The organism is Ruminococcus gauvreauii (assembly GCF_025151995.1).
GTDB lineage: Bacteria > Bacillota > Clostridia > Lachnospirales > Lachnospiraceae > Ruminococcus_G > Ruminococcus_G gauvreauii.
In genome coordinates, this window is sequence record NZ_CP102290.1 from 2,052,016 (window position 1) to 2,067,920 (window position 15,905).

The window sequence follows — 15,905 nt, forward strand, 5'->3', positions numbered from 1 at the left end:
ATAAGGAGGTGGACCCAATGGCTGAGCCGGAAAAACAGCAAATCGGTGATGGCTCTGATAATTATGGACAGGCAGCCGGGCAAATGGCAAAAGCAGCAAAGCAGGCAGGTCAGGAAGCAGCAAAGCAGACGGCAGCAAAAGGTGCGGAGGCTACGGCTAATGCGGCCGCTGCCACTGTAAAGGCCAGTGTGGAAGGCGGAAAGGCCGCCGCAGAAATCGCAGCCGGAACCGCTGCGGGCGGCCCTTGGGGCGCTATCCTGTCTGCAGCATGGGCAATGCGCCATACTCTTTTCAAGATACTGGTATGTATCTGTCTGTTTCTGTTATTCCTGATTACCATGATTGTTTCCCTGCCGACAATTATATCAAATAGTATTTTCGGACTGGATGGTACAAAACCGGCAGAAGGAGCAACCCTGATGTCTGCTTATACGGAGATGTCAGGCGCTGTTTCCGATGTGGTAGATGAAGGATATAACCAATCGCTTGCTTATGTGGATCAACTGATTGCAGACGGTGGGTATGACTATGACCTTTCCATGGATGCACTAGTCAACTATGCGCAGAGTTCTGCCGGGTATGATGTCTGTTACATACTGGCAGCCTATTCAGCCTCCATGCAGCAGCAAAATACGGGCAAAGACGATATGGTATCAAAGTTACGGGGCTGTGCTGGGGATATGTTTCCCGTCACATCAGAAGAAAAGCAAAAAGAGATTATCATTCCTGTTTCCTATTATACATATAAGCCGATAACGCTTACCGTAGTTACAAATAAGGTGCAGACCGGGACGATTAATGGTACGCCCCAATATCGGTATGAGACAGCATCCAAAACCTACTATCTTCCGGATGAGGCGCATAGCAGCGATACTGCTGTCACGGTGGATGCCTATAAAGAGGTAGCGGTGGATATTCCTGTTTATTCCGGTGGGAAGATTACGGGAACAACGACGGCAAGTTATTATGTGGCAAATGGGCAGGAAACTCTGACTCCAGGAACTGAGATCATCAAATATCTGGAGTGTACCATTCATCCGTTTGACAATGCAGTGATTGCCAAGGCGTTTGGTATTGATCTGAATGCAAAGTATGACCAGTTCAACCTCACTTATGGCGAGGTAATACAGAACATGGCGAATGCGTTAAAACGGACGCTATATGGCTCTGTGGGCAGTGGACAGGCAGTTCCCCTGACGGATGCCGAGCTGATCGCCTTTGTGAATCGGCAGAATTGTAATGCAACAAGAAAGCATATTCTGAGCACTGCCCTGTCACTTGTGGGCAAGGTTCCCTATTTTTGGGGTGGTAAATCAGCGCCCGGCTGGAATGATGAATGGAATACGCCAAAGCTGGTAACAGCTGCAGGATCTTCTACGACAGGAACAATACGCCCATACGGGCTTGACTGTTCAGGCTTCAGCACATGGGTATTTAATACTGCTGTGGGTGTAGATATTGGCGCTGGAACTTCCGGACAGTACCCAAATAGCGTTGCAGTATCAGCAAGTGAGTTACTTCCTGGTGATTTGGGCTTTTTGGCAGAATCCGATGGAAGCGGATGGAACCATGTGCTGATTTTTGCGGGGTATGGCGAAAACGGAGAACGAATGTGGGTGCATTCTTCTGGCGGGCAGGGTGTAATCTTAAATTCGCCCAGCTATGAAGCATCACTATCGTTGCGGCGTCCCAAAAATGTGGATTTTAATGCACCGGTGCCAGGGGATACGTTGGGAACACCCATTTCTACTTTAGAAGTGGATGTTACTCATTACTGTGCATGTGCAAAATGCTGCGGCAGCAATGCAGATGGAATCACTGCCAGCGGTAAACAGGCGGCCCGCGGCATGGTGGCAATGTCAAGCCATTATCCGTTTGGCACACAGATCATGATAAACGGGACCATGTATACCGTAGAAGACCGCGGTGGTTCGGGTATTGAGAATGACATCCACCGTGTGGATATTTTTGTGCCAGACCATAACGAAGCACTGCGTTTGGGCAGATACAAGACAACAGCTACGATTTACAGAATAGGCAGGTGAGAAATTTTGGATGAGAAGGAGTACAGCAATATTTATGCCATACCGGCGAACTACACAGATTCCGGTAAGATTTTGGGCGGAATGCTGGAGCCAAGGAATGCAGTAGAGACAGGGATATTATTGATCGTTTTGGGGTATCCGGAATTGATGTTGATACCCATGTCCGGAACGATCCGCATCGTCGTTATGACGCTGACGCTTTTACCGCTTGCTGTTGTTTCCATGATGGGTATTGACGGCGATTCGCTGTTTCAGTATATAGGACACATCATACGGTATTTTGCAAGCAGGAGAAAATTACATTACAGAAGGGTGGGATATAGATATGACCCAAAGCAGCTCCGAAAAAAGAAAAAAGGCAGCTCGGCAAAGAAAAAGGGCAAAAAAACCGGAAAAGCTGGAGTTCGTTCAGGACTTCATTCCGATTAAGAGCCTCCAGCACGGTATTATTGAGACGACCGATGGGAGATACATTCGGATTCTTGAAATTGAGCCGATAAACTTTATGCTGCGTTCCGGAGAAGAACAGTTTAATATCATATCGTCTTTTGCCAGCTGGCTGAAAATCTCTCCTATGCGGCTTCAGTTTAAAAGTATTACCAGAAAAGCAGACTCGGATAAGCATGTTGCCATGATTCATGATGAACTGGAAGCCGAGGAAAGCGAAGAATGCCGACATCTTGGAGAGGGCTATATCCGCCTGATCAAGGATGTGGGAAGCAGGGAAGCGCTTACAAGGCGCTTCTTTTTAATTTTCCAATATGAAGAGGTTCGCCGTGGCGATGGGGATGATTTTTCCCAGATTTATGGCATGATGCAGACAGCAGAGCAAAATGCCCGTGCTTATTTTCTGCAGTGCGGGAATACCATTCTCCAGCCGAAAGACCCAGATGAGGCAACGGCAGAGATTTTATATATGTTCTTTAACCGCCGCTCCTGCGTGGATGAGCCGTTCTCATCCCGTGTGAACCGTGTGGTCGTGGATACAATGGCAGCAAAAGACAAGGTCATCGGTGTGGACCCCATCCCGCCGATCCGCATGGCGCATTTTTTGTCCCCACGCGGCATTGACCTGACCCATCACAACTATGTCGTGATGGACGGGCTTTATTATTCCTTCCTGTTCATAAAAGGAAATGGGTATCCGGGTATGGTACGGGCGGGGTGGATGTCGTCGCTCATCAATGCCGGAGACGGGATTGACATAGATATACAGCTGAGGCGGGAGAACCGGAGCAAGACCATTGACAAGGTGGCACAGCGTATCCGCTTAAACCGCACAAAACTGAAAAGTATGCAGGACACCAGCACTGACTATGAGGAATTGACCAATTCCATACAGGCCGGATACTTCATTAAGTATGGAATTGCCAATAACAATGAGGATTTGTTCTATATGTCCGTGTTCGTCACGGTTTCTGCCAAAGGCTATGAAGAGTTGATGTGGCGCAAACAGCAGATCGTGGATATGTTAAAGTCCATGGATATGTATGTAAGCGATTGCCGTTTTCAGCAGGAAGCGGCGCTGCGGTCTGTGATGCCGTTTTTAAAGATTGAGTCATCACTGGAAAAGAAATCAAGGAGGAACGTGCTGACCAGCGGCGCAGCCTCTGCCTATATGTTTACTTCTTTTGAAATGTCGGACGATACAGGCGTGTTGCTTGGTATTAACCGACACAATAATTCACTGTGTATCGTGGATCTGTTCAATACGAAGAAAAACAAGAACGCCAACCTGAACCTTTTAGGCACCAGCGGTGCAGGCAAGACCTTTACCATGCAGCTTTTGGCGCTGCGCATGAGAATGAGAGGGATCCAGTGTTTTATCCTGGCTCCCATCAAGGGACACGAGTTCCGCAGAGCCTGCAAGAAGATCGGCGGCGAGTTCATCAAGATTGCTCCCGGTTCCCCGCACTGCATCAACATCATGGAGATCCGGCATACCATCTCTCCGGAGATGGAGCTGATTGACGAGATTGACTACAGCGAAATGGATTCCATGCTGGCTCGTAAGATTCAGCAGCTGATGACGTTCTTCTCCCTGCTGATTCCGGATATGTCCAATGAGGAAGAGCAGATGTTGGACGAGGCTTTGATTCAGACTTATGCAAAGTTCGGAATCACACATGACAATGATTCGCTGTATGTAAGCCGCAGCGTCTCCCCGCCGAAGATGAAAAAAATGCCGATTATCGGGGATCTTCATGAGGAATTACTGAAAAATCCCATGACGAAGCGCATTGCTATTATCATCAGCCGCTTTGTAACAGGTTCTGCTCAGAGTTTCAACCAACAGACCAATGTGGACCTGTCCAATAAATATATCGTACTTGACCTTTCGGAATTGAAAGGCAAATTACTTCCGGTCGGAATGTTCATAGCATTGGATTACGTCTGGGATACGGTCAAGGCAGACCGTACCAAAAAGAAAGCCATTATGATTGATGAGATATGGCAGCTGATCGGCGCCAGTTCCAACCGGATGGCGGCAGAGTTCTGCTTAACCATCTTCAAAACCATCAGGGGCTTTGGTGGCGCCGCCGTCTCCGCAACACAAGACCTGTCCGATTTCTTCGGTTTGGAGGATGGCAAGTATGGACGTGCGATTATCAATAACAGCAAGAATAAGATTATACTGAATCTTGAGCCGGATGAAGCAAAATATGTGCAAGAAGTGCTGAAACTGACCAAAACAGAGATCCGTTCTGTTACCCGGTTTGAGAGGGGCGAAGCATTGGTCTGCTCCAACAATAACAAAGTTCCTGTTGTAATCAAGGCTTCCAAAGAGGAGCAAGAAATGATTACGACCGACCGGGCTGAGTTGGAGGCGCTTTTAAAGGAACGCCAGCAGGAACAAACGCATTCTGCGTAGAATACGCATTTTATGAAAAATACGCACAAAAAGGAGGTGTTGCCTATGCTGCTGCAAGATGAGCAGTATGTTGTAAAGTGGCTCTCACAGTACGGAGCCCTGCCGAAAACCCAGATTACACGAATGCTGCAAAAACCAGCCCAGACCGCAGATAAAATCTTGCGGAACTTGAAGAAGCAGATGCGGATTGCGGATGTGTCGAGCGGCTATTACATTGGGCTGGATGCGATGGATAAACCGGATCAGCGAACCATTCTTGCCGTATGGGTTCTTCTGAAATACATTGATTATGTTGACCCGATGGCACATTATCCGGCGGTTTATCCATCTCAGCTTTTTTTCTTAAAGGAGAATATCGGTTACGAAATCGTGGTGTTATATGAAGGCGAGCAGAATCTTTTGAAACTGCTCCAACCTCAGGAGGATTTGAAGTATATTATTGTTCTTCCCCGTATCTCTATGGCATACGGGATGTGGCTTCCCCATGCCCCCTGCCTGTTCGCGACTGTTGACTTTCAGGGGGATGAGGAGCCAGGGGTTACTTTCTATTCAGAGGAGGCAGTGAGCGATGACAAAATTTCAGGACACGATGGGTAAAATCAGGAGGTTGGAAAAACGATTGCAGGAGCAGCTTGCTTCTACACAATGGTTTTGTGAAAATGGGAGCATCTATGAAGTTTATCTGCATTCGCTTAACCTGGAAGAAACAGCGGAGAGGCTGGTGCTTTTGACGCGGGTACTTCCCGCTTATACCGGTGTGCCGAATGCAAAGCTTGAGGTAGAACGTCGGATAAAGGATTGTATACCCGTAGAAATCGGTTTTACAGCGGAGGATTGGTTTTGTCTCCGTATCCCGGCATTGCTTCCGAAAAAGGCAGGAGGGTCAGCGGATTATGTCCGCTCTTTTTTATACCCTGCTATGCGTGCTTTTTTTGAAAAGCAACCGCCTGTGCGGTATTGGGACTGTATCCTGATTTACCGACATGTATATGACAAAGCCAGACCCGAAAGAAAAAGGCGGGATCATGATAACATTGAAATCAATATGGTTTCGGATATCGTAGCCATGTATGTGATGACGGACGATGGCCCATCGGTTTGCTCTCATTATTACTGCAGCGCAGAAGGGCCGGCGGACCGGACTGAGGTTTATGTAGTGCCAAAATGGGACTTCCCCATTTGGCTGGTAAAGGAAACCAGGATGCCGGATGAGGGGGTGCCACTCTATGAAAAAAGGAAAATTTAGCCGTAAAAATATATGTAAAAACGAGGCTTTTCGGGCGGAGAAAAAATACATATCTTCCGAAAGGGCAAAAAAGCCCAGTATAGTAGCGGTTTGGGGGCGTATTTATGCCGGGAATTCCGACAAAGAGAGCAGTCATGTTGTCGGAAAATGCTTATGAGCGGAGGTGAGGGTTTATGGTTCATTTCCGCCCGGGCAGTCAGGTCTGGCAGCTCATCACGCTCCTTTCATTTGTGGGGGAGTTCCCATTCAAAAGCCTCTCTCTGCTTGGGAGTGAACGGGTCTATAAGGCTCTTATTTCCAGACTGACTACGCTTCAGACGATTCGCAATTTCAATTCCAGGGACGAAATCACCTGCCGCCTCCTGACCATATCCGGAAAAGGGGCAGGAAAAACCATCCGGCTCTACAAGGGTGCGCTTCCCATACTGGAATGGCTGCATCCGGGGGTGCAGGGATATTACATGGACGCATTCTGGGGACACCGCTTTCCAGGAGACGCATCACACCGGGACAGGAACCACCGGGTTGCGGAAGCTGCGGCGATGTTCATGAAAGCCGGTATGGAGGCAAGGCCGTATCTTCTCTCCAGACTTCAGAACCGGGAGATTCTGCGGGTTGTGCCTGGTACGCCCTGTTTTTATCTGGCAAAGGATCTGAAGAAAGTTGGGGAAGCGGAGATGAACAAGACCATGTTTACCCGCATGACCGGCGCATTATTTTCTTCCGGCAAATGTTATGCCGTTTATAATACAAGGGATGCCGTGATGAAGTGGAGCGGCATGGGGGAATATAAGGCCCTCCACAGTCTGATCGAGCTGGCACGATTGAATGCCGGCATTTCACAGGTGGATTCAGCGATACTGTTTGGCCAGTCTGGAGAGACAGCCCTGCGAACTCTGTTAGAATCAGACAAGACCAGACGGTTGGAGTTTCGATTTGATTCCATTTACCGCCACATCCACTTTATCCCCATGAACGGGGACGGTATCCGGCAGCTGCGCCTTTTTTCTGTGCCAGACTGGAAAGCGCAGCTTCTTGAACTTTTATTTGAGTCCGAGGTTAGATCCTATGACCGAGGGCTTTTTGAATACGACGCCTGTGTGGACGGCGTAAATATCTTATCGCATCTGGATGGGGACATTGCAAGACTCATTCGCTTTCGGGAAGCAATTGAAAACCGAACCGGACGATTTGAGGTTCTATGCTTCCCCCACCAGACGCACTTCCTCCGGGAATACTTGGGCGGGCTTGCCGGCATCAAAACCATCGGAATGGACTCGGTGGAAGCGGAGCTTTGCCCAGAGAGGAGGAATTTGTTTGAAAGATAAAAAAAGGGCGGTCGGTATTACCATGGCTGTCATACTGGGATGCGCAGCGTTTTTCTATCTTGGCGGGATGCTTGGCCAATTGTTTTCAAACTACGCAGCATGGATGCAGGCGGATGGGCTTGCCGGTGAGGCAGCCATGAAACCAGTCAGCTGGAACCCTGTGGTGTGCTTCCCGATGGCGTTTACCCCAGACGGGCTGAAAGGAATGCTTGGTCTTTTAGCTATTGGCGGAGGAGTCTTTGCTTATATCAAGCTTCATGATAAGTTTGACGGAAAAAGTTATGACCCCAGAGGTTTCACCAAAAGCAAGACCGGGATTTACGGAACCGCCTCATGGATGGAAGAAAAAGAAATGCACGAGGTGCTGGAGGTGTCTTCCGTCGATAAAGCCGAAGGAACGATTCTTGGTGAGTATAAAGGAAAAGCGGTCTGTATGCCCAAAGACACCAGACTCAACCGGCACATCGCCATATTCGGTGCATCGGGTACCATGAAATCACGTGCGATCATCCGGAATTCATTATTCCAGGCATTAAAGCGTGGTGAGTCTGTGATTATCACCGACAGTAAAGCGGAATTGTATGCCGATACGGCAGAAATGTACCGGCAGGCAGGCTACGAGGTAAAGATCTTTAACCTGGTCACGCCTGAGCATGGGGATTCGTGGAACTGCATGTCAGACTTAAACGGAGACACGCTGATGGCTCAGGTGCTCACGAACGTCATCATCGGCAATACCAGTTCCGGTAAAGGCGACCATTTTTGGGACAATGGCGAAGGAAACCTGTTAAAGTCTTTGATTCTTCTGGTAGATCAGGACAGAACCCGCAGTTCTGACATGAAGCACCTTACTGCAGTCTATCAGCTCCTGACCCAGAACAGCGAGCGGCAGCTGACGGCAATGTTCGACAAGCTTCCGCTTGATCATCCGGCAAGGGCGCCTTTTAATTTATTCGCCCAGTCCAGCGACACCGTAAAATCGGGAATTATTTTAGGACTTGGCACACGGCTGCAGGTGCTGCAAAACCAGGCGGTGCAGCGGATTACAAGCCAGTCTGACATTGATCTGACATCGCCCGCCAGACACAAATGCGCATATTATATTGTCCTGAGCGATCAGGATGCCACCATGGCATTCCTGTCATCGCTCTTTTTTTCGTTCATGTTCATCAAACTCACCCGGTATGCGGACAGCCGGCCAAACGGCCGCTGCGATGTGCCCGTAAATCTAATTCTGGATGAGTTTAACAATGTTGGCCGCATCGGCGGTGCAGAAGACGGGTCGGATTTTGCCCGTTCCCTTTCGGTGGTGCGTTCCAGGGACATTCGTGTGATGCTGGCAGTGCAGAGCCTGGGCCAGCTGCAGAATCGGTATCCCAATAACCTGTGGGCCGAGATTATCGGCAACTGCGATATCCAACTGATGTTGGGATGTACCGACGAGGTTACGGCTGAGTATATCTCGGCAAGATCAGGGGATATGTCCGTACAGGTAAATTCTACTATGACAGTGCGGCAAACCATTGCAATCGCTCAGGTCATTCCCCAGTATCGTCATACTGAGGGACAGGGACGGAGAAGACTTCTGACTCCGGATGAGGTCCTGCGGCTTCCAAACGAAGAAATGCTCTGCGTCATACGAGGCTGTAACCTCTTGAAGCTCACAAAACTGGATTTTACAAAACATCCCATGTCGAAGCAGATTGTGAGGACATCCATCATGGATTACCAGCCGGCAACAATATTTACGGCACCGATACTCAGCGAACCTGTCCCAGTGACAGAGCCGGAGAAAAAGCCGGCACGCAAAAAAAGTCTTTACAGCTCGGCAAAACCGCCGGCTGAATTTTAAATTTACAGGAGGTACGAACTATGGCAACTAAAAAACAAGAAACGCTTCCCGAGGAGGAAATTCTGCAGGAAGCAGTTCTCCAGACTGATGTGAATCCGGAGCTTGCGGAGATGCCCCAGCCAGAAAACGACTCCCCGGATGCGGAACCATCCCAGACTGACCCGGAGGATTCCCTGGAGGGGGCCCCTTCAGAAGAATTCACGGATCCAAGACCTGAAGAAGAGCCTGACTCCCAGACTGATATGGAAACAAATGATGGGAAGCCGCCTTCGGAGCCCGAAGAAAAAATATCTTCCCAGACCGACACGGATTCCGCCGGAGGTGATGACTCTTCAGGAAACGCGTTAGGCGAAGAATCCCCGAAAGAGGAACCGCCCCAGACTGAGCCGGAAAAGGTGAAAAAACCCCGCGGGCGTAGGAAGACCCAGGAAAATCCATCCCAGTCTGACACAGAAGCGGATTCAGGGGAAAAGAATGCATCCGACGACGTCGAAAAGGCGCCTAAGCCTAAAAGAAAGCGTGCGTCTGCCAGACCGGTTTCGCCGGTGCTGGCCATTGATGACCAGCTCAGTGTCGAGACAGATGCAGAAAAAGCCAAGAACGATTTGTTGGATTTACTGGAGTCCCAGAAAACCGGCCGCATTCTGACCGGAACCATCCAGGGTGTGGAGCGCCCCGAGGACAATCCCTCCCGTTCTTTCGCAGTCATTTACCACGGTGAGTTCAAAGTCATCATTCCTGCAGAGGAAGCGGTGGAGCCGCCAGCGGATTATCGCGGCAGGCTTCCGGAGGACGTGCTGCATTATTTGCTTACCAAGCGTCTGGGTGCTGAAGTAGATTATATCGTCAAAGGCATTGACCCAGCATCCGGTATTGCAGCGGCGAGCCGTCTGGATGCGATGAAGGCAAAACGTAAGCAGTATTATCTGGGTACGGACAGGGATGGGAATAACCTGCTCTACTCAGGCGTGTGCGCAGAAGCCAGAATCGTGTCGGTGATCCGTGCGGGCATTTTCGTGGACCTGTTCGGTCTGGAGATTTATATCCCGCTCAGAGAACTCAGTTACCAGAGATGGATGGACGCAGCGGCGCATTTTCAGCCCGGGCAGAGAATCCTGGTAAAGGTGCTGGAGGTGGACCGCAGTGACCGGAACCATATCAAGGCGACAGCTTCGGTCAAGCAATCCGGTGAGAATCCGTATGAGAAAGCACTGCGCAGATACTCTGTCGGCAACCGCTATGTGGGTACAGTTAGCATGGTGGACACCAACGGCGTATTTGTGGCGTTGGACGGAGGTATCGACTGTTTGTGCAGTTATCCCAAGCGTGGCCGCCCGCCCAGAGGTTCGAGAGTAACCGTCAGAATACTGGGAATCAACCATGACTCCAACAGGATCTGGGGCGCCATCACGCATATTGCTGCACCCAGATAATATATGAAACTCAATCTGAGAGAAGGGAGGAACTCCATGAACCATTGTGATCTCAGCCAGGCTGAGCAGAAGAAGCGCAGAGAGATTGCCGAGCATACCCGAAAGATGATCCTGTCTGAACTTAAAATCGAAAGTCAGGATGACATATCCCTGATGGCAGGATACCGGGATTATTATCTGCAGATTTCATTTTCTGAGCTTCATCCGCTTTTGGTGTTCTGCCTGGCCAAGGCACTTGAGAAGCCGAGCACTGCCAGACAGAGGCAAATGACAAACGAACTGAATCTGCACAGCATTCTCGGCAGCCATGCCATCAATGATGAGGTCGGGTGCTATTCTTACCGTGCCACCCAGTGGCTTGATGCAGAACTGGGTGCACCACGTTTTTTTGAGATACTTGACCGGTGCGTCGATGAGGCAGACCGTGGATATGGAAAATTAACAGCATAACCAGTATAGAGGCAGGATCCCCGGTTTAGCTTCCGGGGTTTTTATTTTTGCCATAGGTTAATTATCAAAATCAGGAGGAAACGTATGAAATTTAAAAGAATGTTTAGGAAGGCCGCAGCTATGCTGCTTGCCATGGTCACAGCTTTTTCTGTGATACCGATCCAGAATGTATTTGCTGCCACAGGCGATGCGGCGGTGATTACATTTTCTTATACTTATGATTCTAATGGCAATGCGATGCATTACAATTCCGGCGCCGTCATCAATGGATATACTGCCGGAGGCCAGGGAAAGTATAAATATAGGATGTTTGTTGACGGCGATACTGGCTTTTGTATCCAGCCCGGTGTTCCGTTGCATACAGGGGACACCCTGAAAGAGGCATCGTCAAAAACATGGGATGCCCTTTCCAATGCCCAACAGAAAGCAGTCGGAATGGCGCTTCTGTATGGGTACCAGGGAAACAGGGGCAATCTTTCCGGTAGTGATGATGAGAAATGGCTTGCTACACAGACGTTGGTATGGGAGTTCGTTACGGGATGCCGTGAAGCCACAGGTTCCTACAAACAGACCAGCTCCACGGTGTACAACCTTCATTTTGGATCCAATTATCCCAACAGTGGTGCAAGGGCGGCTTATGACCAAATTGTATCCCTACTGACAAAACATAACACGATTCCAAGTTTTATGTCAGGCTCAACAAACGGGGTGACGAAGGAATTAAAATATTCTAACGGGAAATATACGTTAACATTAACGGACAGTAACGGTGTGTTAAGCGATTACAACTTTTCTTCGTCTAATTCTTCCGTAAAAATATCCAAGTCCGGGAATCAGCTGGAGATTACCTCGGCACAGGCATTTAAGGGCAGCGTCCGCATTTCGGCAACCAGAAACAATGTGCCGTCAGTAAGCGAAAGTGCGAAATTGATTGCTTATGGAGACGATGCTCTTCAGGATGTTGTGACCGGTGTGGAGAAGGCCAATCCGGTAAATGCCTATCTGAATGTGGAAACACCTGTTGGAACGATGAGCTTGAAAAAGACCTCGGAAGACGGAGTCGTGGGCGGCATCCAGTTTACCATTACTGGAAATAATTATAATAAGACCGTGACAACACAGGAAGATGGTACCATTACTGTCGAGGGCATGTTCCCAGGTACTTATACGGTAACTGAGGCTGGTTATGATCGATATGAGCCTCAAAAGAGTCAAACGATTACCATTGTCGGAGGAAAGACGACGACGGTAACGTTCGACAATAAACTGAAACGGGGAAAGCTGGAAGTGACAAAAACGTCTGAAGACGGCCTCGTAGAGGGAGTTACCTTCCGGTTATCGGGTACTTCCCTTGCAGGACTTGCCGTAGATGAGTATGCAGTCACAGATTCATCTGGTGTAGCCAGGTTTGAAAATGTACTGATCAGTGGTACAGAGCCCTATACACTGGAAGAAACTGACACGGCAGTGCGATACGTGATTCCTGCAAACCAGACGGCGCAGATAGAATGGAATAAAGTAACAAAGTGCAGTTTTGAAAACATCCTCAAGAAGTTCCGTGTGGAAGTGAATAAAAAGGATCGCGTAACAGGCTATGCTCAGGGTGATGCAAGTCTGGCAGGAGCAGTGTATGGTTTGTATCAGGGTGATACATTGGTTGCTTCATATACAACGGATGCCGAAGGTTCCTTTATCAGTGATTATTTTATCAGTGATTCCGATTGGACGTTGAGAGAAATCAGTCCTTCGGAAGGATATCTTTTAGACGAGTCCGTTTACACTATCCCTGCAGAACCCGGTAATTTTGAGATAGAGCTGAATCAAATTCCCATAAGTGTTACTGAGCAGGTCATCATGGGCCGCATCCGTCTGATCAAGCATATTGACAAAGAGCAGGATGATATTGAGAATGTTCAGGAAGCGAAAATAGCAAAGGAAACTGAGGATCCATCTGCTTTGGGCGGGCAGGCAGCGGAACTACTCATGCTTGCAGCAGAAAGTAGCAGCAATGCCCAGAAGGATGCCGGTAGCAGCGATGCCCGGACTGAGTCTGAAATTGCAGAAACTGAAGAAAACGGCGGTAATGTAACAGAAGAACCAAAAGATGCTGCAGTAAGCGACGGTGATAGCCAAACGGAACCGGAGACAGAAGCAGTTCCAGAGGAGCCAGAAACCGAAGCAGTTCCAGAGGAGCCAGAAACCGAAGAGACAGTTCCGTCCGAAACAGAGCCTGAAAAAGATAAATATGAACCCACTCCGATTCCAGAAGAGGAAATTGAAGCACCCGGACATGAGGGCATCATTGAACAGCCAGAGGAAGGTGCCAAGTTCCAGATCTATCTTGCCAGTGCAGGCAGCTTTGACAATGCCCGCGAGGCAGAGCGTGACATCCTGACAACAGACGCAGATGGGTTTACTGTTTCCAAGGATATGCCCTACGGCAGGTACATCGTCCATCAGATTGAGGGCATGGAAGGTCAGGCATTTGTCCCGGATTTCACTGTGTACATCCATGAAAATGACCAGACGTATTCCTATATTCTGAACAACCTGACCCAGTCCAGTTTTATCCGTGTGGAAAAACACGATGCAGAAACCGGGAAAATCATCCCTGCCGCCGGCGTTGGGTTTCAGGTGCGCGACCTTTCTACAGGAGAAAAGATTTCGCAGAATATTTATTATCCGACCCCTGTTGTAATTGATACGTTTTTTACCAATGACGAAGGCTGGCTGATGCTTCCCTGCGAGCTCCCCTACGGCCGGTATGAGTTGATAGAGGTAGAAACGTGTTACGGTTATGTGCTGAGCAGCGAACCCGTGTCCTTTGAGGTGGATGGAAGCCAGAACGTGGTAGTGGTAGAAAAACACAACATGCCGCAGAAGGGCAAAATCCATATCACCAAGAGTGGCGAGATTTTTTCCACAGTTCTGGTGGAGGAAAACAAAGGATTTTCTGACCGCTATACTCCGGTTTATGAAACCTGCGGACTGAAAGGTGCAGTTTATGAAATCCGCGCAGCAGAAGACATTTATACGCCAGATGGTACGCTCCGAGCAGAAAAGGGTTCGGTGGTTGATACCATTACAACGGATGACAGTGGGAAAGCATCCAGTACCCTTTTATATTTGGGAAAATATGAAATTTCGGAAGCCCAGTCACCGTTTGGAATGGTTCTGAATACAAAATCCCAGTTAGTGGAGCTGGTCTATGCCGGACAGGAAGTCGAAGTGACAGAAACCTCAGCCAGCTTTTATAATGAACGTCAGAAGGTACTGATCAGCTTGGAAAAAGTGATGGAACAGGATAAGCAGTTCGGTATTGGTATGAACGGTGAAGTTCACAGCGTTATTTTTGGACTATATGCAGCGGAGGATATTTCTGCGGCAGATGGAACGGTCATTCCGGCTGATGGGTTAATCGAAATACTGGAGGTTCAGGAGGATGGAACCGCCGCAGCACAGACGGATCTGCCGTTTGGTAGTTACTACCTGCGCGAAGACGGTACGGATCCACATTATCTGCCAACCGACAAAAAGTATCCTGTAGTATTTGAGTACGCCGGGCAGGAAACAGCATTGGTACAGCTTCCGGCTAATGATGGAGCAGCCATTGAAAACACTTTAAAATATGGCTCCATTTCCGGTAAAAAGCTGGATGAAGACGGCAATGCATTGGCAGGAGCGAAAATTGGTCTGTTTGCGGAGTCAACAAAAGAGTTTGTGGAAAAAAATGCAATTCTGGTGACTACATCTGCTGAAGATGGCAGCTTCAATTTTGAGAAGGTGCCATACGGATCATGGATCGTGTGTGAAATAGAACAGCCGGCAGGTTTTGTCCTATCTGAGGAGCCCATCCCTGTTGAAATTAAGAAGGATGGACAGGTTGTCGAATTGGAAATTACTAACAAGTTTATCATGGGTAGTATTCATTTGACAAAATATGATGCAGATTATCCGGACCATAAGTTATCAGGCGCCGAGTTTGAGGTTTACCTTGACAGCAATGGCAATAAAAAGCTTGATGATGAAGATGAGCTGCTTGGTACAATGGATGAAACAGAGCCTGGTGAATATGAAATGGCTGATTTGCGTTTCAATGGCTATCTCGTAAAAGAATCGAAGGCCCCGGAAGGTTTCTATTTGGACGAGGGGGTCTACTATGTCAGCATAGATACAGACGGTAAAGTCTATGAGGTGGAGAACGAAGCTGGCAAAGGATTCCTGAACCAGGCCAAAAAAGGCAATCTGAAGATTATCAAAACATCCAGCGATGGGGTGGTTGAGGGCTTCAGTTTCCATATTGTTGGTGATGACTACGATAAGACGTTCAAGACGGATTCTAGCGGGGAAATTTATATAGAGGAGCTTCGAATCGGAAAATATACGATCACCGAGGTGGAAGACAGCCTCAGTGCTGGGTACAAGCGTCCTGCACCTGTAGTAGTTGAACTGGTAGCAGATGAGACACTGACCGTCAATGTCCATAATGATAAAGTGACGGTTGATGTGCCAAAGACAGGCGATAACTTCAATCCGTGGATTTGGGTTGGCCTGGTTGCAGCCAGCACCGTTGGACTTGGTGCAAGCATCTTCTGGGCAAAAAAGCGCAGAAAGAAAACGGCAGAGACAGCAGAGTAAGAATATGTAAATGAACATAAAGGAGCCGGGCAGGAATTTTC

At 48.6% G+C, this 15,905-nt stretch carries 11 protein-coding genes; all 11 read left to right on the forward strand.

What is annotated here, in order from left to right; translation table 11 throughout:
• Positions 1 to 17: 17 nt before the first annotated feature.
• The 11 genes from NQ502_RS09835 (at position 18) to NQ502_RS09885 (ending at position 15,864) form a co-directional block, all read left to right on the forward strand.
• On the forward strand, positions 18 to 2,045 hold the full coding sequence (locus tag NQ502_RS09835; RefSeq protein ID WP_023043238.1) for a C40 family peptidase: 2,028 nt from the start codon (positions 18 to 20) through the stop codon (positions 2,043 to 2,045).
• Positions 2,046 to 2,051: 6 nt separating this feature from the next.
• Positions 2,052 to 2,474: a hypothetical protein gene (locus NQ502_RS09840; protein WP_028527766.1), complete on the forward strand. Its 423-nt coding sequence runs from the start codon at positions 2,052 to 2,054 to the stop codon at positions 2,472 to 2,474.
• 76 nt (positions 2,475 to 2,550) lie between these two features.
• A complete protein-coding gene (locus tag NQ502_RS09845; protein WP_225305226.1) occupies positions 2,551 to 4,917 on the forward strand; it encodes a VirB4 family type IV secretion system protein in 2,367 nt (788 codons plus the stop codon).
• A gap of 45 nt (positions 4,918 to 4,962) precedes the next feature.
• The gene (locus NQ502_RS09850; protein ID WP_023043236.1) at positions 4,963 to 5,514 is read left to right on the forward strand and encodes a DUF5697 family protein; all 552 of its coding nucleotides are present in this window, start codon (positions 4,963 to 4,965) and stop codon (positions 5,512 to 5,514) included.
• Positions 5,486 to 6,163, forward strand: a complete 678-nt coding sequence (locus NQ502_RS09855; protein ID WP_028527768.1) for a DUF6100 family protein — start codon at positions 5,486 to 5,488, stop codon at positions 6,161 to 6,163. The genes NQ502_RS09850 and NQ502_RS09855 overlap by 29 nt, the downstream gene beginning before the upstream one ends.
• Positions 6,144 to 6,320: a hypothetical protein gene (locus NQ502_RS09860; protein ID WP_023043234.1), complete on the forward strand. Its 177-nt coding sequence runs from the start codon at positions 6,144 to 6,146 to the stop codon at positions 6,318 to 6,320. Before NQ502_RS09855 ends, NQ502_RS09860 begins: the two co-directional genes overlap by 20 nt.
• Before the next feature lie 16 nt (positions 6,321 to 6,336).
• Complete coding sequence (locus NQ502_RS09865) at positions 6,337 to 7,491, forward strand: hypothetical protein (RefSeq protein ID WP_028527769.1); 1,155 nt, start codon at positions 6,337 to 6,339, stop codon at positions 7,489 to 7,491.
• A complete protein-coding gene (locus NQ502_RS09870) occupies positions 7,481 to 9,343 on the forward strand; it encodes a VirD4-like conjugal transfer protein, CD1115 family (RefSeq protein ID WP_049898045.1) in 1,863 nt (620 codons plus the stop codon). Before NQ502_RS09865 ends, NQ502_RS09870 begins: the two co-directional genes overlap by 11 nt.
• 20 nt (positions 9,344 to 9,363) lie before the next feature.
• Positions 9,364 to 10,776, forward strand: a complete 1,413-nt coding sequence (locus NQ502_RS09875) for a S1 RNA-binding domain-containing protein (protein WP_028527770.1) — start codon at positions 9,364 to 9,366, stop codon at positions 10,774 to 10,776.
• Between the two features lie 36 nt (positions 10,777 to 10,812).
• Positions 10,813 to 11,226, forward strand: a complete 414-nt coding sequence (locus NQ502_RS09880) for a hypothetical protein (RefSeq protein ID WP_028527771.1) — start codon at positions 10,813 to 10,815, stop codon at positions 11,224 to 11,226.
• An 84-nt stretch (positions 11,227 to 11,310) separates the two neighbouring features.
• A complete protein-coding gene (locus tag NQ502_RS09885; RefSeq protein ID WP_044983023.1) occupies positions 11,311 to 15,864 on the forward strand; it encodes a SpaA isopeptide-forming pilin-related protein in 4,554 nt (1,517 codons plus the stop codon).
• The last annotated feature ends 41 nt before the right edge of the window (positions 15,865 to 15,905 follow it).